Raw genomic sequence first — 20269 nt, 5'->3', positions numbered from 1 at the left:
AGCCATTGTTCTTTGCTATGGCTTTGCTTTTTATGATGACTCCGTCCGCTTTCTTTCAGCCGCTGCGCTCAGTCACTTTGCCCGGATGTGGCACTGAAGTGTTACTGGCCGGGTTTGATCTGCACCATTACTCGCCGTCCCTGTTCAACCAGCTTGGCGTCAAGATGCCTGACGCAATAAGCCGGGCGGTGCCCAAGCGGCAGGCGGAATTTCTGGCCGGCCGTTATCTGGCACAGCAACTGCTGACAGAGCGGGGAATCGCACCGGTTGAGATAGCGGTTGGCGACAACCGTGCACCTGTCTGGCCGCAGGGGCTGACCGGCAGCATCAGCCATCATGACCAGCTGGCAGCCTGCGTGATTTGTCCCCGGCACCATGAGCAGGCCGGTGTCGGTTTAGATATTGAACTACCCGTTAATGCGGATATTGTGCCGGGCATGCAAGGGATGGTCGTCAATGAGCAGGAGCTGGCCAGGCTGGAAACCGATGAACAAAATGCAATCTGGCTGATGACCCTGATGTTTTCCGCCAAAGAAAGCATTTTTAAAGCCTTATACCCGCAAGTTCAGCGCTATTTCGATTTTCTGGATGTCTCGTTTCTGGGGATGGACGATCAGTGGCTGTACTTTGAGTTGAACACAGAGCTGGCCGGGTCTTTGCCTTCCGGTCGACAGGGAAAGGTGTATTACACCAGAATGGGAGAGTCTGTGCTCACGTTTACCCGTTCTGAGTATTTTACTGATAATAATTATCATTATTGAGTTTGCGCCGGTCGGCAGTTACAATCGCTTTTTTTTTTGTGAATGGATCGTGTCGTCATGGACAGCAACACGCTGAATGCAAAGTCAGTGTTAAGGCTTGCGCTGCTTATTAATATGCTCTCGGTCGGTACCCTGATGATGGTGATGCCGCTGGGGCCCGATTTAGTCCGGGATATTGGTTTGCAAGGTGAGCACATCGGATACATCAGTGGGGGAGCGACGTTCGGCTCCGCAATCATTGGTTTTTTCCTTGCCCCGGTATTGGATCGCTATGACAGACGGGCGGCACTGACACTGTTTCTTCTGCTGCGCTCAGTGCTGATTGCGCTGTGCGGGCTGGCAACCACGCCGGAACAACTGCTGTTGATGTTTATTGCTGCAGGCTGTTTCTCGGGCCCGCTCAGTGGATTGATCATGGCCTCCGTCCTTGATGTGACCAAAGTGGCGGAGCGGGGCAGGGCAATGGCCTTTGTTGCCAGCGGGTTTTCGCTGGCGGCGATCATTATTGTCCCGGCTTCTTTGCTGCTGGCGCAGTGGCTGAACTGGCAGATGACTTTCTTTTTCTTTGGTGGCATGGGCCTGATACTGGCCGTCGCGGTAAGGATCTGTATGCCGTCGCTGGTGCCACAGCAACAAATGCCCGGAAGCCCGGTCGCACTATCGGCAGGGCTGTCCGGGATGATTGGGTCAACGCCGTTTCTGCTGGCGATGGCGATGATGGGGATCAGCCTGTTCGGGCATTTCCTGCTGGTGCCGAACCTGTCGGCTTATTTCCAGTTCAACCTCGGTTTCCCGCGTGACGAAATCAGTTACTTGTACTTGCTGGGCGGGATCATGAGCATACTGGCGATGCGATACAGTGGCAGGATGATGGATAAGGGCTCAGGTCAAACGGCCTTGTTTGGTCTCTGTGCGATTGTGGCGGCTGTGGTGTACTACGGCTTTGTCAGCGACAGTTCGGACAAATGGGTCTATCTGATTTTTATGATTCTGATGGCCTCCAGCTCGGCGCGCAGTGCGGTGCTGGCGGCATTCACCTCAAGGGTGCCTCCTCCGCAGTATCGGGCGGCCTTCATGACCTATCAGTCGACTGTCTCGAACCTGGCTGCCGGTGCCGCCAGCATCATGGGTTCGGTATACCTGACATCCGGCCCGGCGCATCAACTGCTGGGGCTGGATACGCTGGCAACGGCCACTATAGTCAGCGCGATTGCCGTGCCATTGCTGGTCTGCTGGTTTATCCCTTCGCTCAAGCAGGCTCAGGTTTCACAACAGGCTCCGGGTTAATCCCGGAGTTTTTTATCTCTTTTATTCTCCCCGCCAATACCCCCTCAAGTGCATATAAAAACATCATTTTTATAAGTAATCAGTCTCAGTCTTTCCGTTGCACTTGAACGCGAATAAAAAAAGTTATCAATTCGATTGAACTTTTATTGACGTTGATAATAACAATAATTATCATTTGCGCCATTGTTATTAATGGAGTGTTGAAATGTTTCAGCAACAAGGAGATAGTGTGATCAAGTTAACTCGTTTGAACCGGGCTTTATGTGTTGTCGGTATGGTCTCTTCATTTACGGCGATGGCCGAAGTGGCCAACAAAGAAGTGATGGTGGTGACGGCGAGTCAGACGGAGCACCCTGAATTAACGGCTCCTGCTTCTGTGTCTTATATCACGCGTGAAGAACTGGATAACCTGGTGGTCAATGATGTCGGCGAAGCGATCAAAAAGCTGCCGGGTATCAACATCAATCCAGGCACCTCATACGGCCGGAATGAAATCAAAATCCGCGGTCTGGGCGCAGACTACACCTTGCTGCTGATCAATGGCCGCCGCATTAACTCACGTGATGGTCTGCTCAGCGCCTACGGCAACGACTTTGACCTGTCCAGCATTCCGATGTCCGCGGTTGAGCGGATTGAAGTGATCCGCGGCCCGATGTCATCCCTGTACGGTGCGGATGCACTGGGCGGCGTGGTGAACGTTATCCTGCGCAAACCCACCGAGGAAACGCAGGGCTCTGTCGGTTACCAGTTTGACGGTATCACCGAAGGCTCAGGCGGCGACACCCATAAACTCAATGCTTATGTCAGCGGTGCGCTGATCCCGGAAACCCTGCTCGGTAACCTGATTGTTGAAAAAAGCGATCGTGATGCCTGGCGCACGGATAAATCGGTCAACCCGGATACCGATGTGCTGGAAGAGCGCGACGAGCTGAACCTGTACTCCAACCTGAAGTGGCTGGTGAACGAGCAGCAGGATATCGATCTGGATTTGATCTACAGCAAAGATGATCGTGATGCAGACTGGAACAATTATGGGACTGCGGCGAACAACGTGCAGGAGATGGCGCGTTATAACGTTGCGCTGACCCATTACGGTTACTGGGCCAACTTTGATTCCCGTCTGCGTTACAACCTGGATAAGTCTGAGCTGAGAGACGATTCAGAACTGAACGGCGCGGTTGGTAATATTGATCAAACCAATAATACCGTGGACGGGCAGCTGTCCGGCTACCTGGGTGATCACCTGCTGACCGGCGGCGCGGAATACCGGGATACCAAGGTGAAGAATAACCTGACTCTGAACACGGATTCCGTGAACTACAGCCAGGCGGCCGTTTACCTGCAGGACGAGTTCTCACTGGGCAATCTGGCCCTGACCCTGAGTGGCCGTTATGACGATCATGAAGTGTACGGGGGTGAGTTCAGCCCGCGTGCCTATGCAGTTTATAAAATCAGCGACAGCTGGGTCGTCAAAGGGGGCGTGGGTAAAGCTTTCAAAGCACCGGGCCTGAACCAGTACAGTGACTCTTACTCAGTCCTGGCCTGCCGTGGTAAATGTAGCGTGGTCGGTAACCCGGATCTGAAAGCAGAAACCTCGCTGAGCTATGAGCTGGGCACCAGCTATGAAGCCGCTCGCTGGGGTGCCGGTCTGACATTGTTCCAGAACGACATTGACGACATGATTCAGGCTGAAAACTGGGACCGCGTCAGCACCGAGCTGAGCTACTTCAATGTGGCGGAAGCGGAAGTGAAAGGCGTGGAAACCATGGCCTGGGTGGATATCACAGACACTGTAAGCCTGTCGGCGAACTACATGTACACCAGTGCCGAAGATAAAGACACCAAAAAGGATCTGATCCTGTCGCCAAACCATACTGCCAATGTCCAGCTTGACTGGCAGGCACTGGAAAACCTGTACGCGTACACTTCGTATCAGTACACAGGCTCTCAGTATGTCCGTTCAGGTCAGAAACTGTCGGCATACGGCACTATGGATCTGGGCGCCCGTTACGAAGCCATTGAGAATCTGAATCTCAAACTGGGTGTCACTAACCTGACCAACGAAGAGCGCGACGAAGCCGCGACAAAACTTGATTACATCCTGAAAGCCCGCAGCGTCTATGCCGGCGTGTCATACGACTTCTGATAACAACATCAGTCAGGACCACCTGACAGCAAAAGAGCCAATGTCCATTGGCTCTTTTTTCCCTGCAAAAGCAATGTGATGTCACTTTCTAACAATTAAAGCCCTAACGAATTAACACTCAATCAGCCAGTTTGCGATGCGTCATAAGCTGCACATATTCTTGCGTAAAAAGGGAGTTGTGACATGCAACATACTCAAAGTGAGAATCCAATACTGAATCCGGTATTCTCACCGAATAGTGATCTTTTCTTCTCGTCTGTGTACCGAACAGTCAGAGGTAAAGGGATTAGCCAAATTATCACCACACCTGCCATTCACGGTGAGCACAGCCAGAGTGAATTCCAGCAGGTCATACAACAGAAATTCGCCGAAGAAAAAGCCAAAGGCGTTGACAACCCCATTCTGATCGGCTCGATTCCGTTTGATGTTTCTGAGCCCTCCTGCCTGTATATTCCCGAATCTGTCGAAGTGACCGAGCACAAACCGGACACCTTTGGCGAGTTCAGCGGGATGTCAGCCAGCAAACCTTTGCAGGTGTTAGCCAGGCGCAGTGAACCGGAAGAGTCTGTGTTCAAGCAGGCCGTCGCGCAGGCGGTGGAAAAATTTCAGCGCACCCAACTGGAAAAAGCCGTGTTGTCACGGGTGCTCAATATTGAGCTGAGCGATGACATATCAGCCAATGATATTCTGGCCCGCCTGATCAAACAAAACCCGACCGGCTTCCATTTCGCCATTCCGCAACAGGATCAGTCGGTGTTGCTGGGCGCCAGCCCTGAGCTGCTGATCCGCCAGGAAGGGCTGCAGATTCTGTCCAATCCGCTGGCGGGCTCGGCGAAGCGTCAGGCCAGTGCGGACGCCGATCGGCAAGTCAGCGAAGCGCTGCTGCAATCGGTCAAAGACAGGTATGAACACCGTCTGGTGATCGATGAAATTGCCCAGCAACTCAAGCCTTACTGCCGTGAGCTGGATGTACCTGCCGGTCCGTCTTTGATCAACACCCCGACCATGTGGCATCTGTCGACCCGGATTGAAGGCCAGCTCAACACGCCGGAAAATCAAACGGCGCAGTCAGAAACGTCAGCTTATAACGTGCTGCAGTTGGCGTGCCTGCTGCACCCAACCCCTGCGGTCTGCGGCTTTCCGTTCAACCTGTCACGTGATGCGATCAAAGAGCTGGAAGGCTACGAGCGCGGCATGTTTACCGGCATGGTGGGCTGGTGCGATTCGCAGGGCAATGGCGAATGGGCGGTCACTATCCGTTGCGGTAAAGTGCGCGAGAAATCCGTTCGCTTGTTCGCCGGGGCCGGTATCGTCGACGCCTCCTGCCCGCAGGCCGAATGGGCGGAAACCGAAGCCAAGCTGGGCACTATGCTCAACGCCTTCGGGCTGGGCGAGCAGGGGGTAGCATGAGTATTGCCTTTACGCCCTGGCCGCCGGCGTTTGCCGATCAGTACCGCCGGAAAGGCTATTGGACCGATGTGCCGATGACCGACATCCTGACGCGCCACCTGGAAGAACGAGGCGATCACTGGGCGCTGATGTGCGGTGAACGCAGCTGGACCTATCGCCAGCTTGAGCAGGATGCCGAGCGGCTGGCGGCATCCCTGCTGCGACTGGGGGTGAAACCCGGTGAGACCGCACTGGTGCATCTGCCCAATGTGGCAGAGTTCTACATTGTTTTCTTTGCTCTGATGAAACTGGGCGTGGTGCCGGTGAATGCCTTGTTCAGCCATAACCGGCATGAACTGACCGCCTATGCCGAGCAGATCCGGCCGACACTGGCGATCGTCTCGGCCTGCCACAGTTTATTTGCGGATGGTGAGTTTGCCCAGGCGCTGAGCCAGCAGGTGCCTTCACTCAGGCACTGGCTGGTCGATGGCGATGCCGGTTTCGGCGACTCGTTAGCCGCGGCTATAGCAGCAGGTACACCGTCGCAGAGCCGCGCTCTTAATGCTCAGGCTGCCGAGGATCTGAGCTGGCCGGATCTGTCGGCCTCTGAGGTGGCTTTTTTCCAGCTGTCCGGCGGCAGTACCGGCACCCCGAAACTGATCCCCCGTACCCATAACGACTATTACTACAGCGTCCGTGCCAGTGCAGACATCTGCCAGCTGGATAGCGACACGGTTTTCCTGTGCGCGCTACCGGCGCCGCATAACTTTACCCTGAGCTCACCGGGCGCGCTGGGCGTGTTTTACGCCGGTGGTGCTGTGGTGCTGGCGGCAGAGCCCAGCCCGATGACCTGCTTCCCGCTGATCCAGCGTCACCAGGTCACCATGACCTCTCTGGTGCCACCGGCTGTCACCCTGTGGCTGCAGGCGGCCGCGGATGATCGCTCGGCGCTGGACAGTCTGCAATGGCTGCAGGTCGGCGGCGCCCGGCTCGGGGAAAGCCTTGCCCGTCGTATTGAGCCCGAACTGGGCTGCCGTTTGCAGCAGGTGTTCGGCATGGCCGAAGGCCTGGTCAACTACACCCGCTTTGACGACAGCGAGTGGCATGTGCTGAATACCCAGGGACGCCCGATCAGCGACGATGACGAAGTGCGGATCGTGGATGAAGACGGCCAGGATGTCCCGCGCGGTACCCCCGGCGCGCTGCTGACCCGCGGCCCTTATACCTTCCGTGGCTATTACAACAGCCCGGAGCACAATCGCGTCGCGTTTGATCAGGACGGTTTCTACCGCTCCGGCGATGTGGTGGTGATGACCGAAGACGGCTATCTGATGGTGGTCGGCCGCGACAAAGATCAGATCAACCGCGGCGGCGAAAAAGTGGCGGCGGAAGAGATCGAAAACCAGCTGCTGGCTCTGCCGGAAATCACTCAGGCGGCGCTGGTTGCCATGCCCGATGAGGTGATGGGCGAGAAAAGCTGCGCCTTTATTGTCACCACAAATCCCAAGCTGAAAACCCTCAGTATCCGAAAGCACCTGCGGACGTGCGGCATCGCCGACTACAAGCTGCCGGACCGGATCGAGAAACTCGACGCCTTACCCATGACGCACGTCGGCAAAATTGACAAAAAAGCCCTGCGTCAGCTCATTGCCAACCAGGTTCAAGCCCAGTCACAGCCTCAGCCAGAAAAGGACGTTTTATCATGACTATTCCAGCATTACCGACTTATACCATGCCTGCTGCCGAGGCCTTTCCTGCTAACAAAGTGTCGTGGGCCTTTGAGCCGCAAAAAGCGGCGTTTCTGATCCACGACATGCAGGAGTACTTCGTCAGTTTCTATGAGCGTGACAGCGCCCTGATGCAGACCCTGCTCAGCAATCTGGTGGCCCTGAAAGCCTTCTGTAAAGCCAACGGCATTCCGGTGATCTACACCGCCCAGCCCAAAGAGCAGAACATGGCAGACCGGGCCTTGCTGAACGACATGTGGGGGCCGGGCCTGAACAAATCTCCTGAGCTGCAACAAGTGGTTGCGGCGCTGGCGCCGGAAGCGGGCGATACCGTGCTCGACAAATGGCGTTATTCGGCGTTTCAGCGCTCGCCGCTGGAACACATGCTCAAAGAGCTGGGCCGTGATCAGCTGCTGATCGGCGGTATTTACGGCCACATTGGCTGCCTGATGACGGCGGTGGACGCCTTTATGCGCGACATCAAGCCTTTCATGATCGGCGATGCGATTGCCGATTTCTCACTGGAAGAGCATGAAATGGCGCTCAGGTATGTCGCCGGTCGTGCCGGTATGGTGGTCTCGACCGCTTCGCTGATCGGCACAGCTCAGCGGGCTGGCTCACCGCACAGCGAGTTGCCGGAAGTGCTGACCCGCAGCGGCTTGCTGGCTCGCATTGCCAGGCTGGTGGAAGAAGAGGAAGACGAGTTTGATCCTGAGGAGAACCTGATCGACTACGGCCTGGATTCGGTGCAGATCATGTCATTGATCACCGAATGGCGTAAGCACGGGGTGGTGATGAATTTTGTCCAGCTGGCAGAAACCCCGACCTTTAATCACTGGTGGGGCTTACTGGAACAAGCGCTGGACAATGTGAACAAGGAGGTGCAGGGATGACAGCACTCAATACTGCTCAGCACGGGTTGTGGCTGGGGCATACCCTCAACGAAGACAAGGCGTTGTTTAACACCGCCGAATGTATTGTGTTTGACGGCAAAGTGGATGCCGGCAAACTGGAGATTGCTGTGCGCCAGGCGGTGGTGGAAAGCGAGTGCCTGTCCTGTTATTACCGCAGCGAGAACGAGCAGCCTTATCGGGTTGCTGCTTCAGAGCCTGTGGCGTTTGCGGTGGTGGATCTCGAACCGTGCGGTGGACAGGACGCCGAGCTCGCGGCAGTGCGCCGCTGGGCCGAGCAGGATATGACGCAGGCGTTCGATCTTGAGCAGCAGTTGCCCGGCCGCTTTGCCCTGCTGCGCGGCGGGCAGCAGGATTATCTCTATAACTGCGTCCACCATATCGCGCTGGATGGCTTCGGCACCACCCTGGTCTTCCAGCGGATCGCCGAGATTTATTCTCTGCTGGTACAGGGTGTGCCGGTCACGCCGTCGCCGTTCGGATCGTTTCAGGCGGTGCTGGATGAAGATCAGCAGTGTCGCGACTCAGGCGCCTATGACAAAGCCCGCCAGTTCTGGCTCGAGACCCTGGCCGGCAATACTGCTCCTTCATCGTACAGCCGTGATGTGGCGCCGATTGCGGCCCGCTTTCACCGCCAGAGCAGCACCTTCAGCGACAGCCTCTGGCAGCAGTGCCAGAGCCTGGCCGAACAGCATCAGCTGACCTGGGTCGATGTTTTCCTCGCCGCGCTCTGCACCCATCTGCGTCACTACAGCGACACCGAGCAGGTGGTGCTGGGCATGATGGTGATGAACCGCCTGGGCTCTAAATCGCTGACCGTACCCAGCATGCAGATGAACATAGTGCCGCTGGTGGTCGAGGTGTGCGGCGACGACGATCTGCTGACTGTGGCGCGCAAAGTGGCGGCGCACAAAAAGAAAATGCGCCGTTTCCAGCACTACCGCTATGAAGATCTGCGCCGTGATCTGAACCGGGTCGGCGGCAGTCAGCGTCTGTACGGCGCGCTGATCAACATCATGCCGTTCGATCATCCGCTGCAGTACGCCAATCTGGCAGCCGATACCCTAAATCTCAGCGCGGGCCCGGTGGAAGATCTGACCATCGAGCTGCACAGTAAATCGGAAGGGCTGCCGGTGGTGGACTTTGATGCCAACCCGGCGGTGTACGAGCAAGGCGAGCTGGCGAATCTGCAACAGGAACTGCTGAGCCTGCTGGCGAACTGGTTAGCGGCACCGGGCCAGAGCACAGACACTCTGCTGTGTAGCTTGCATGCCAAGGCGCGACTGGACGCCATGATTCAAGGTGAAAAACACGGGCAGACTGAAGTGACTTCAGTGCTGGCCGCAATCCGTTGCCATGCCGCTCAGCAGCCGGACACGATTGCGCTTGAGCAGGACGGCATGTCGCTGACCTACCAGAGCCTGATAGAAAAAGCCGATGCTGTTGCCAGCGCCTTGCTGGCACAGGGCGTTCAGCCGGGGGAAAAAGTCGGGGTGGCGCTGAGTCGCTCTCTGCCGTGTATCACCACTGTACTGGGTGTGATGCTGAGCGGCGCGGTCTATGTGCCGCTGGATCCTGAGCAGCCGATTGAGCGTCAGAGCAGCATCGTCAGTCAGGCCGGGATCCGCACCCTGATCACGGAAGCCCAGCACCAGCACCGTCTGTCGGTGCTGCCGGTCACGATTCAGCTGGCCGGTCATCTGCATGCGGCGCCTGTGGCTTTGCCGGATACGACAAGCTCGGATCTGGCCTACATCATGTTCACCTCCGGCTCGACCGGACAGCCAAAAGGCGTGGCCATCAGCCATCATGCGATGAATCACTTCGTGGCCGCCGCTGCCATCCGGTATGACATCAACGCGAGCGATCGGGTGTTGCAGTTTGCGCCGTTTAACTTCGATGCCAGCATTGAAGAAATCTTCGTCACCTTAAGTCAGGGCGCCACGCTGGTACTGCGGACCGATGCCATGCTGGAGTCGATGGCAAGCTTTTCTGACTCGGTGCAAGCCGCCGGGATCAGCCTGCTGGATCTGCCGACCGCGTTCTGGAACGAATGGGTGGTCAGCCTGCAGGCGGGCACAGCTACGCTGCCGAACACGCTCAAAGGCGTGATTATCGGCGGTGAAGCCGTGTACCCCGAGCCGCTGGCCCAGTGGCAGAAAGTGGTTGAGCAGGCCGGTATCGCGAACGGCGTGCGTCTGTTTAACACTTATGGCCCGACGGAAACCACGGTAGTGGCCACCTGCAGCGAGCTGCAGAATTTTCACGGTGAGCACAGCCAGTTACCGATTGGCCTGCCGCTGCCCGGGGTTGAAGCTCTGGTGCTGGATGCGCAGTCCCGTCCGGCGAGCTCAGGTGAGCTGGTTATTCTGGGTGACACCCTGGCGGACGGTTATCTGGGACAGACCCATCCGGCCTTTACCAGCCTGCAGGTGGGTGATGAACAGCGCCGGGCTTATCGCACCGGCGATCGGGTCACTCTGACGGATGGGCAGCTGATTTATCTGGGGCGTATTGATAACGAGTTCAAAATCAGTGGTTACCGCATTCAGCCGGGCGAAGTGGAATCCCATCTGCTGGCTCTGGACGGGATCGACGAAGCCTGCGTACAGGGCATGGTGTTCGACAACGGTATCCGCCGTCTGGTGGCCTTTGTCGCTGGTGAAGGGCACGAAAGTCTTGATGCCCTGAGCATCAAGAAAGCCCTGCAGGCCAGCCTGCCTCCGGCCATGATCCCGACCGATTTCCGCTTTTTTGCCAGCCTGCCGAAAACCGGCAGCAACAAGGTGGATCGCAAAGCCTTACTGGCCGGTTATCAGAATGACAGCGGCGAGCAGGTGCTGGCCAGCGAAACCGAAAGCCGGGTCGGCACTGTCTGGCAGCAGATCCTCGGGGTCAGCGCGATTCAGTCGCAGGATAATTTCTTTGAGCTGGGCGGACAGTCCTTGCAGACCATTCAGATTGTGAACCGTCTGGGCGCGGAGTTTGAGGTCAGCATCAAGGTGTCCGATGTGTTTGACCGCCCGGTACTGAGTGATTTCTGCCGCTATCTCGATGAGATGCAGCAACAGAGCGAAGACGAAGTGGAGATGGTGTGGTGATGGCAGCGCAGCAGCAAACAGCAATGACCTTCAGCGGTCAGTTCGAGAACAAAGTGGTCTGGGTGACAGGTGCCGCTCGTGGCATCGGGCACGCGGTCGCCATGAGCTTCCACCAGCTGGGCTCTCAGGTTATCGGCCTGGATATAGATTTCAGCGCCGCACGTGAAGCGGGCACTGAACACCCGTTTGCCACCTATGAGGTGGATATCAGCAACCCGGATGCAGTCAGAGAAGTGGCGCAGAGGATTCTGGCTGCCTTCCCTGTGATTGATGTGCTGGCGAATGTCGCCGGGATTTTGCGGATGGGCCAGACTGAGGAGCTGTCAGTGGATGACTGGCACACCTGCCTTAACGTCAACGCTTCCGGTGTGTTTTACCTGCTGCAGCAGGTGATCCCTGTGTTTAAGCAGCAGCGTCACGGCGCTGTGGTGACGGTCAGCTCTAATGCGGCGCACGTTCCGCGCCAGCACATGACCGCTTATTGCGCGTCCAAGGCGGCGCTGAGCAGCCTGGCCAATTGCGCTGCCCTGGAGCTGGCTCCTTATGGCGTGCGCTGCAACCTGGTGTCACCGGGTTCGACCGATACCCAGATGCAGCGCTCACTGTGGCACAGCGAGGATGCCGAGCAGCGCACTATTGCCGGTTTCCCCGAGCAGTTCAAGCTGGGCATTCCGCTTGGCAAAATCGCTCAGCCACAGGAAATCGCTCAGGTTGTGGTGTTCCTGGCCTCCGATCTGGCCAGCCATGTCACCATGCAGGATATCGTGGTGGACGGCGGGGCCATTCTCAACGCCTGAGCAGGCGCCCAACAGTGAAACAGGAAAACACAATGACAGACATGATTTCATTTTTGGCGGATCTTGAGCGCAAAGGCGTCCGGCTGGCACTGAACGAGAAAGGTCAGCTGATTTCTCAGTGCAGCAAGCAGGCACTGACGCCGCAAATCGGACAGCAGATCCGCGACAACAAAGACGCCATCATCCGTTGCCTGAGCGCCCGCCAGGCCTATGAGCAACCCATTCCGGTACAACAGGCGGCCTCCGGGCCGCTTTCTTTCTCGCAAAGCGGCCTGTGGTTTATTGAGCAATATGAAGACAACTCGCACCTGTACAACATGCCGGTGCATTTTCGTCTCACCGGCAAGCTGGATGTCGGCGCGCTGGAATACGCCTTCTCGGCACTGGCACAAAAGCATGCCAGCCTGCGAACCCGCTTTCTGCGCAACAGCCAGGGCAAAGGCGAGCAGCATATCGCGCCGCAGACTGAGCTGACGGTGATTCACCATGACTTGTCCCATCTCGACAAAGCGGCGCGCGAGCAGGCACTGCTGAAAATGGTCGAAGAGGACATTTACCGGCCGTTTGATCTGGAACAGGGCGGGCTGACCCGGGTCGAACTGGTCAGGCTGGGAGAGGAAGAGCATCTGCTGATGCTGACCCAGCACCACATTATTTCAGACGGCTGGTCGGTAAAAAACATGTTTGCCGATTTCAAGCAGGCTTTTCTGGCCTATCAGAATAACCAGCAGCAGCCGGTCAAACCGACAGCCGTCAACTATATCGATTACGCCCACTGGCTCAACTCTCCGGCTTTTCGTGACTATCACGAAGAGTTTCGTCCGTTCTGGGTCGAGCGCCTGAAAGGCATCCCGGAAGTGCATGCCCTGCCGCTGGATAAACCGCGTCCGGCCAGTCACAACAATGACGGTGCGCTGGTGTTCTCTGAAATCTCCCTGCCGAAGTGGCAGCAGTTTCAGCGTTTGTGTCAGCAGAACAGCTGCTCTTATTTTATCGGCCTGCATGCGGTGTTCTCGCTGCTGATGGCCCGTCTGGGTGGCGATAAGGATGTGGTGATCGGGACACCGCTGGCCTACCGTGAGCGCGCCGATATCGAAGATGTGGTGGGCTTTTTCGTCAATACCATAGTGCTGCGCACTCAGCTTGATGAGCACCTGAGCTTTGCCGATTACCTGCGTTACTGCCGTGAGCAGGATCTGGCGGCGTTTGATCATCAGTTGTTCCGCTTTGAATCGCTGAGCGAAGCGATCGGGGCCGACCGGACCACAGCCCTGAACCCGATCTTCCAGATCATGCTGGTCTATCAGGCCAAGGTAGATTTTAACGATCTGATCCCCGGCTGTGGCGCGGTGGAAGAGCCCTCGCCGGTACTGCCGGCAAAAACCGATTTGTCACTGAAAGTCACCGAGCTGGTGGACGGCGTCCGGCTGGAATGGCTCTACAGCAAAGGGGTGTTTGAACACCAGACCGTGGCCCGCTTTGCAGACATGTTCCTGAAATTGCTGGACGGCATTCTGGCCGCGCCTCTGGCCAATGTGATGCAGTTGCCTGTGGTGGATGAAGCGCATCAGGCCAGCATCGCTCAGGCACTGGCAGGTTTGCCGGCCCGCGCCGATGCCCCGCTGCTGATCCATCAGCAGGTGAGCCGTCATGCGGCAGAGTGTCCGGCTCAGCTGGCCGTGACCGGATTGGACCGGACCCTGAGCTATCAGGAGCTGGAGCAGGCGGCGAACCGGCTGGCGCATTATTTGCTGGCTCAGCAGTCGCACAGCGAAGCTCAGCCTGCGGAGCACAAAATTGGCGTGGTCGCCAGCCGGACCACTCAGTATGCGGTGGCGGCACTGGCGGCCTGGAAAGCTGGCATGAGCTATGTGCCGCTCGATCCTGCCTATCCGACTGCCCGGCTGCAGCACCTGGTCGATGACGCGCAACTGACCCTGATCATTGCCCCGGACGCGCAGTTTGCGGAGTCCCATGGCGCGCTGACAGGGAGCAAAGTGATTAATGTCACAGCGCCGTCCATGGCTGAGCAACTGTCCCTGCTGCCGGAGACCCCGCCTGCCGTGACAGTCAGCGCGGACGATCTGGCCTATGTGATTTATACCTCGGGCTCGACCGGTCTGCCGAAAGGGGTGGAAGTCGAACACGGCGCGTTTGTCAATGTGCTGACCGATCATACTGCCCGCTTGGTGCTGACCGCAGACAGCGTGATGTTTAACCCTATGTCGCTGGCTTTTGATGCCGGGAACATGACGGCCATTCTGCCGCTGTTTGCCGGATCGCAGCTGGTGCTCGGCGAGCCGGATGACACCTTGCTCGATCAGGCCGAGGCACACGGCGCCACGCATATGATCAGCTCGACTGCGCTGTTTGCCGCTATGGCCCCCCGACCGCTGAGCTCGCTCAACACAGTCGCGTTTGGCGGCGAAGCCTGTCCGGCCACCCTGGCGGCCAGCTGGCAGGGCAAACTGCGCCTGCTCAACATGTATGGCCCGACTGAATTTACCGTCACCGCGCTGGTCAAAGAGCTGCAGCCCGGGGAGCCGGTGACTATCGGCCATCCGGTCGATAATACCCAGGCGCTGATCCTCGATGCGCAGGGCCAGCTGTGCCCTGTGGGGGTTGCCGGTGAGCTGTGTCTGGCCGGTCTGGGTCTGGCGCGGGGCTACCTGAACCAGCCTGAACTGACGGCCAAAGTTTTTGTGACCGTGGAAATTGCCGGACAGACGGTGCGCTGCTATCGCACTGGCGATAAGGCGCGCTGGCTCAATAACGGCGAGGTGGAATACCTGGGGCGGATAGATCAGCAGGTCAAACTGCGCGGTTACCGGATTGAGCTGGCCGAGATTGAAAGTCAGATCGCCAAAGTGGCGCCGCAGCTGCATCAGGTGCGGGTGATTGTCGCCGGTGAAGGCGCGCAGCGCCAGCTGGTGGCCTATGCCACCGCGGAAACCTCATCTGTGGTGGCTCAGCAGCAGCCGAATCCGGGCCAGATCCTGTCCGCCGCGGCCCGCATTCTGCCGGAATACATGGTGCCGGCAGAGCTGCTGGTGCTCGAGGAGCTGCCGCTGACCGTCAACGGCAAGCTGGATATCAGCCGCCTGCCGGCCCGCCAGCGGGTGACGGGTGAAGGTGCTCAGCCGGAAACGGAGACGGAAGCCCAGGTGCTGGCGATCTGGCGCGAGGTGCTCAATACCGAACTGGGCGTGGAAGATGATTTCTTCCGCCTCGGTGGCGATTCGATCCTGAGTATCCAGCTCAATACCCGCCTGCGCGATGCCGGTTTTGCCTGTACCGTCAAAGATGTGTTTGAAGCCAAGACGGTACGTAAACTGTGCCGCACCCTGGCTGCGCATGCTGAGACGGAGCGGGCGGTCGATGCTGAGCAGGGCCAGCTGTCCGGCACCTTTGACTTGCATCCGATCCAGCGCTGGTTCGATGCCCAGCCTTTCGCCCGTCCGGCGCACTGGAATCAGGCGGTGGTACTGGCGATTCCGGATCTGGATACGGCCCGCCTGACGGACATGATGAGCCGCTTGCTGGCCCATCATGACGCCTTGCGCCTGCGGGTCACGGAAGAGGATGGCGTGCGCCGTCAGCGTTATCAGGCCTCTGTCACTGTGCCTGAGCTGACAGAGCTGGATGCGGCAGCCATGACGCAAGATGAGCTTTATGATGCCCTGACCGCGCTGCAGTCGCAGTTTGATCTCGAGCACGGGCCTGTCATGGCCTGGGCGCGGATCCGCCATCTGCCGGGTGAGGAGGGCGCGACGTCTCAGACCGGTCTGTTTGTGGCGCTGCACCACTGGGTGGTGGATGCGGTGTCCTGGCGGATCCTGGCTGACGATCTGCAGCGGTTGTCGCAAGGGCTGCCGCTGGCAGATAAAACCTCCAGTTACCGTCAGTGGGGCGAGGCGCTGAAGGACTATGCCGATAATCATCCGGCGCAGTTTGACTACTGGTACAGCCAGCTCGAGAGCGCCCGTAATGGCGCTGGCAGCGCGCTGCCTGCCACACGCAATACAGACAATGACGGTAACGTCATTCCGAGTCAGGCCTTGCTGCAGCTGGATCAGGCACAGACCGACCGTCTGGTGGGGCCGGCCAATACTGCGTTTAGCACTGAGGTGCGTGACCTGCTGCTGTCGGCCCTGAGCGTAACGCTCAAGGCGCTGGGCTGGGGGGAGCAGTCAACCGTGATGCTCGAAGGCCATGGCCGGGAAGAGATTGGCGCGCAGCTGGATGTCAGCCGCACCGTGGGCTGGTTTACCAGTACCTATCCATGCACTGTGGCGGTGCAGCCTTCACTGGCTGAAACCATCAAGCAGGCCAAAGAAACCCTGCGTCAGATCCCGGATAACGGGGTTGGTTTCAATGCCCTGCGCTGCTATCACCCTCAGGGTGAGCAACTGACCTTCTCGCCGGTTGTCTTTAACTATCTCGGCCGTCAGACCCAGAAGCAGGGCCAGCAGGCCGAACTGTGGCGTCCTTTGCCTGTGATTCCGGGGCAGACCGCTTCGCCGCTGAACCCGGGCGCGGAGCTGCTCAGTCTGCATGGCGGGATCTACGACGGCCAGCTGACGCTGCGCCAGGTCGGGGTGCTGGATCAGGCATTGAGCGAGCAGTTCATGGCGGCGTTCAAAGCCAGCCTGCTGAGCGTGATCCAATACTGTGAGCAGCATGCTGAATCGCACGGACGGCAGTCGACGCCATCGGATTATCCGCTGGTGAGCCTGACGCAGCCGGAGCTGGACAGGCTGAGCAAGCGGTTTGAGATTGAAGCGCTGCTGCCGGCCTCGTCGCTGCAGCAAAGCATGTTTGCCCATCAGCAGCGTTGCCCGGACGATGAAGCCTATCTGCTGCAGACGCCGATCCGCTACCGTCAGCCACTGGATCTGGCGTGTTACCAGCAGGCATGGCAAGCGGTTGTGGCCGCTTACCCGGCTTTGCGCACTGTGCTGAGCGGCCCTTATCGTGCCGGTAATCAGCTGATCCAGGTGGTGCAGCGTCAGCTGGTACTGCCGTTTGAGGTGGTGGATCTGACCGGCGAGGACGATGCCGAGGCGCTGATCGCCGAATACTGCCAGTATGATCGTCAGCGCGGTATAGCGCTCGATGGCGATGCTTTACTGCGCGTGCGCTGCTTCCGTCTGGCCGACGAGGATATTCGGGTGATCTTCAGCTGTCACCATGCTGTGATTGACGGCTGGAGTGGTCCGCGTCTGTTTGCGGCGCTGCATCAGGCTTATGAGGCGCTGGCGGATCATAATAGCGACGATCTGGCCGCCTTGCTGCCGGTCGATCAGGCCTATCTGGCCCATGCCGAGTATGCCGCCAGCAGCCAGCCTGAGACGGCGACCTTCTGGGCCGGTAAAGCACTGACAACCGCTCAGGCCGATGATTTAACGGCGCTGTTCGGACCGGATTTCGCTTCATCACCGCTGCAACAGCAGCCAGAAGTGGTGAAAACGGTGCTGAGCGCGCAAGCCCAGGCGTCGTTGCAAGATTTCGCGCGTCAGGTCGGTGTAACCCACAGCACGGTGGCGCAGTTTGCCTGGCACCGTCTGGTTGCCCGCCTGACCGGCCAGTCATCGAAAACCACCACCATAGTGGGCAATGTGGTGCCGGGGCGTGATGCGCCTGTGGACGGGATTGCCGCCAGTGTCGGGCTGTATATCAACACCTTGCCGCTGATCATCCACTGGCAGAATGAGGCGTCGCTGGCCGAGCAATTGCTCGGGCTGCAGGGCGAGGCCATGGCGCTGAACCAGCATGCGACCCAGTCGCTGATGGCCTTGCAGGCCGGACGGGGCCGACTGTTTGACAGCGTGTTTGTCTACGAGAACTACCCGCGCGCTGAGGCGGATGCCAATCGTCAGAGCGAGACGGCCGACGGGCGACTGCGTCCCGAGTTTGGCCCGGCGTTTGAAAAAGTGGAGATCCCGCTTAGCCTGGTGGTCAATGAAGTGGGCGGTCAGCTGTCGCTGCGCTTTGAATTTGATGGCGCGCAGGTCGATCCGTCCCGTGCCAGTGAGGTGCTGATGCTGTGGCAGGAGGAGTTGCTGCAGGTGATCGCCGCCGATCCGCAACAGGCATGGCCGCTTATACCCGCAGACCTAACCACTCAGACCCTGCCGTATCAGGAGGCGAAAGTCCGGCCTGAGCAAGCTCACCCTGAGCGGGGCGTGATTGCAACTGAAATGGCTGAGCTGGTCAGTGAAGTCTGGCAGCAGAGTATCCCGCTGCCAGTGACGCCGGAGAATCACAACTGGCATCAGCCTTGGTGCGCGCTGGGGATAGATTCTCTGGCGGCCATTACGCTGGTACAGCGCCTGAATCATGCGCTGAATATGCATGATGTGTCGGCGGTAGGCGTCACGCAGCCTGTGACCTTAGCCTTCCTGTATCAGCATGCCACACCGGATGCGATGTGCCGGGCACTGAGTGCTGCCAGTTCAGAGCCGCTGGATCAACAGTCCGAACAGGAGGTGGCGGATGTCAGCAACTAATCATCGGGCTAAGCTTTGGGCTAAGTTCCGGGCAGATACTGCGCCGGACTTAGCGCCTATGCTGGAGGCCGCCCTGATCGGGGCGGCCGAATCCGGCCGGGTGGCGATCGACTTTGGTGAGCAGTCGGTAAGCTATCGTCAATTGCTGGCAGCAGTCAGCCGGGTTCAGCAGCAACTGAATCAGGCAGGTTTGCAGCCGGGCAATCGGGTGGGGATTCATGTCGAGCGCTCGCCGACCCTGATCGCAACTTTGCTGGCCTGCCTGTTTTCCGGCGTGGCGTTTGTGCCGCTCGACCCGCTGTTTCCGGCCGGACGGCTGAGAGACATTGCTGATGAAGCGCAGTTGGATGCGGTGCTGGAGACGGGCAGGGATGATTTCGCGCCAATCGGCTTTTGCTGCCCGGTGCTGTCTGTGGAGCCTGAAGGTGAATGGCCGTTGCTGGCGGGCAATGCGGCGCCAATGAGTACGCTTTCGCTGCATCCGCACACCACGGCCTACATGATGTTCACCTCAGGCTCGACCGGCAAGCCGAAAGGGGTAGTGATCAGCTATCAGGCACTGTCGACTTTTCTTTGTGCCGCGCTAGCTAGGCTGAATCTGGACGCCGGTTGCCACTGGCTGCTGATCACCACAATCGCCTTTGATATCTCGATGCTGGAGATTTTTGCGCCCTTACTGGTGGGCGGGCGTTTGCGGCTCACCAGCAGCGAAGAGCATAAAGATCCCCATGCCGTTGCCGCCATCTTAGCGCGCTATCCCTCGGTCAATACCCTGCAGGCCACGCCGACCTTCTGGCGGATGCTGGTCAATACCGGCTGGCAGGGCCAGAGCGGGCTGACCGCACTGACAGGCGGTGAAGCGCTGGATAGCGGGCTGGCGCAGCAGTTGTTATCGCGCTGCGCGGTGCTGTGGAATTGCTATGGCCCGACGGAAGCGACTGTCTGGTCACTGATGGCTGAGGTGCAGCCGGATCAGCCGATCACTATCGGCCGCAGCCTGGCCGGTTATGGGCATCTGGTGCTGGATGACAACGATCAGCCGGTCGCTGTGGGCCAGGAAGGTGAGCTGTGTATTTATGGCGAGGCGCTCAGTGACGGCTACTGGCAAAGGGCGGATCTGACCGCGCGCCAGTTCATCACCCGCAGTGACGGTTTGCGCTATTACCGTACCGGTGATAACGTCCGGCGGCTGGCGGATGACAGCTATCAGTATTTTGGCCGCCTGGACGGTCAGGTCAAACTGCGTGGTTACCGGATCGAGCTGGGAGAAATTGAAGCGCGGCTGCGCGGGTTAGCCGCCGTCAGGGATGCTGCGGTCACACTGGAAGGAGAAGGCGAGCAGGCCATGCTGGTCGCGTATCTGGAACAGGGGGAGCGCAGCGAAGCCACTTCGCCTGAGATGACCCGCCTGCAACTGCGCAAGGCGCTTGCGGCCCATCTGCCCGGTTATATGATCCCGGGGCGTTTTGTCTGGCTGGCCTGCCTGCCGACAACCGCCAGCGGAAAAGTGGATCGCAAGCAGCTCGCTGCCGGTTAGTCTGACCTGTTGCCACAACGAAAAAACCGCCTGATTGACGTCAGGCGGTTTTTTTATCGCTGAACTTTTTTATAGAAGCGCTGTTTATGACAGCGCTGGCTCTG

General features: G+C 58.5%; 10 protein-coding genes. All 10 read left to right on the top strand.

Annotated elements, in window-relative coordinates; genetic code table 11:
- Positions 1–32: 32 nt before the first annotated feature.
- The 10 genes from P0Y67_RS08060 (at position 33) to P0Y67_RS08015 (ending at position 20165) form a co-directional block, all read left to right on the top strand.
- A complete protein-coding gene (locus tag P0Y67_RS08060) occupies positions 33–761 on the top strand; it encodes a 4'-phosphopantetheinyl transferase family protein (protein WP_342391477.1) in 729 nt (242 codons plus the stop codon).
- A gap of 57 nt (positions 762–818) precedes the next feature.
- Positions 819–2048 (top strand): MFS transporter, encoded by a 1230-nt coding sequence (locus P0Y67_RS08055; protein ID WP_342391476.1) that lies wholly within the window; start codon positions 819–821, stop codon positions 2046–2048.
- 229 nt (positions 2049–2277) lie between these two features.
- Positions 2278–4194: a TonB-dependent receptor domain-containing protein gene (locus P0Y67_RS08050; protein WP_342391475.1), complete on the top strand. Its 1917-nt coding sequence runs from the start codon at positions 2278–2280 to the stop codon at positions 4192–4194.
- A 183-nt stretch (positions 4195–4377) separates the two neighbouring features.
- Positions 4378–5604 (top strand): isochorismate synthase, encoded by a 1227-nt coding sequence (locus P0Y67_RS08045; RefSeq protein ID WP_342391474.1) that lies wholly within the window; start codon positions 4378–4380, stop codon positions 5602–5604.
- Complete coding sequence (locus P0Y67_RS08040; RefSeq protein ID WP_342391473.1) at positions 5601–7289, top strand: (2,3-dihydroxybenzoyl)adenylate synthase; 1689 nt, start codon at positions 5601–5603, stop codon at positions 7287–7289. The genes P0Y67_RS08045 and P0Y67_RS08040 overlap by 4 nt, the downstream gene beginning before the upstream one ends.
- Positions 7286–8203 (top strand): isochorismatase family protein, encoded by a 918-nt coding sequence (locus tag P0Y67_RS08035; protein ID WP_342391472.1) that lies wholly within the window; start codon positions 7286–7288, stop codon positions 8201–8203. Before P0Y67_RS08040 ends, P0Y67_RS08035 begins: the two co-directional genes overlap by 4 nt.
- Positions 8200–11322 (top strand): amino acid adenylation domain-containing protein, encoded by a 3123-nt coding sequence (locus tag P0Y67_RS08030; RefSeq protein ID WP_342391471.1) that lies wholly within the window; start codon positions 8200–8202, stop codon positions 11320–11322. Before P0Y67_RS08035 ends, P0Y67_RS08030 begins: the two co-directional genes overlap by 4 nt.
- Positions 11322–12119 carry a 2,3-dihydro-2,3-dihydroxybenzoate dehydrogenase gene (dhbA, locus tag P0Y67_RS08025; RefSeq protein WP_446728814.1) on the top strand — a complete coding sequence of 266 codons (798 nt, stop codon included), beginning with the start codon at positions 11322–11324 and terminating at the stop codon, positions 12117–12119. Before P0Y67_RS08030 ends, dhbA begins: the two co-directional genes overlap by 1 nt.
- A gap of 32 nt (positions 12120–12151) precedes the next feature.
- Positions 12152–18628 carry an amino acid adenylation domain-containing protein gene (locus tag P0Y67_RS08020; RefSeq protein ID WP_342391470.1) on the top strand — a complete coding sequence of 2159 codons (6477 nt, stop codon included), beginning with the start codon at positions 12152–12154 and terminating at the stop codon, positions 18626–18628.
- A complete protein-coding gene (locus tag P0Y67_RS08015) occupies positions 18615–20165 on the top strand; it encodes an amino acid adenylation domain-containing protein (RefSeq protein WP_342391469.1) in 1551 nt (516 codons plus the stop codon). Before P0Y67_RS08020 ends, P0Y67_RS08015 begins: the two co-directional genes overlap by 14 nt.
- Positions 20166–20269 lie beyond the last annotated feature (104 nt).

Origin of the sequence: Photobacterium sp. SP02 (assembly GCF_038519165.1) — a bacterium.
Lineage (GTDB): Bacteria > Pseudomonadota > Gammaproteobacteria > Enterobacterales > Vibrionaceae > Photobacterium > Photobacterium halotolerans.
This window is presented reverse-complemented; position numbering and strand designations above follow the sequence as displayed.

Coding starts and splice junctions, on each gene's coding strand:
- P0Y67_RS08055 (WP_342391476.1), top strand. CDS start 819: ATGGACAGCAACACGCTGAATGCAAAGTCAGTGTTAAGGCTTGCGCTG.
- dhbA (WP_446728814.1), top strand. CDS start 11,322: ATGGCAGCGCAGCAGCAAACAGCAATGACCTTCAGCGGTCAGTTCGAG.
- P0Y67_RS08060 (WP_342391477.1), top strand. CDS start 33: ATGATGACTCCGTCCGCTTTCTTTCAGCCGCTGCGCTCAGTCACTTTG.
- P0Y67_RS08015 (WP_342391469.1), top strand. CDS start 18,615: ATGTCAGCAACTAATCATCGGGCTAAGCTTTGGGCTAAGTTCCGGGCA.
- P0Y67_RS08045 (WP_342391474.1), top strand. CDS start 4,378: ATGCAACATACTCAAAGTGAGAATCCAATACTGAATCCGGTATTCTCA.
- P0Y67_RS08030 (WP_342391471.1), top strand. CDS start 8,200: ATGACAGCACTCAATACTGCTCAGCACGGGTTGTGGCTGGGGCATACC.
- P0Y67_RS08035 (WP_342391472.1), top strand. CDS start 7,286: ATGACTATTCCAGCATTACCGACTTATACCATGCCTGCTGCCGAGGCC.
- P0Y67_RS08020 (WP_342391470.1), top strand. CDS start 12,152: ATGACAGACATGATTTCATTTTTGGCGGATCTTGAGCGCAAAGGCGTC.
- P0Y67_RS08040 (WP_342391473.1), top strand. CDS start 5,601: ATGAGTATTGCCTTTACGCCCTGGCCGCCGGCGTTTGCCGATCAGTAC.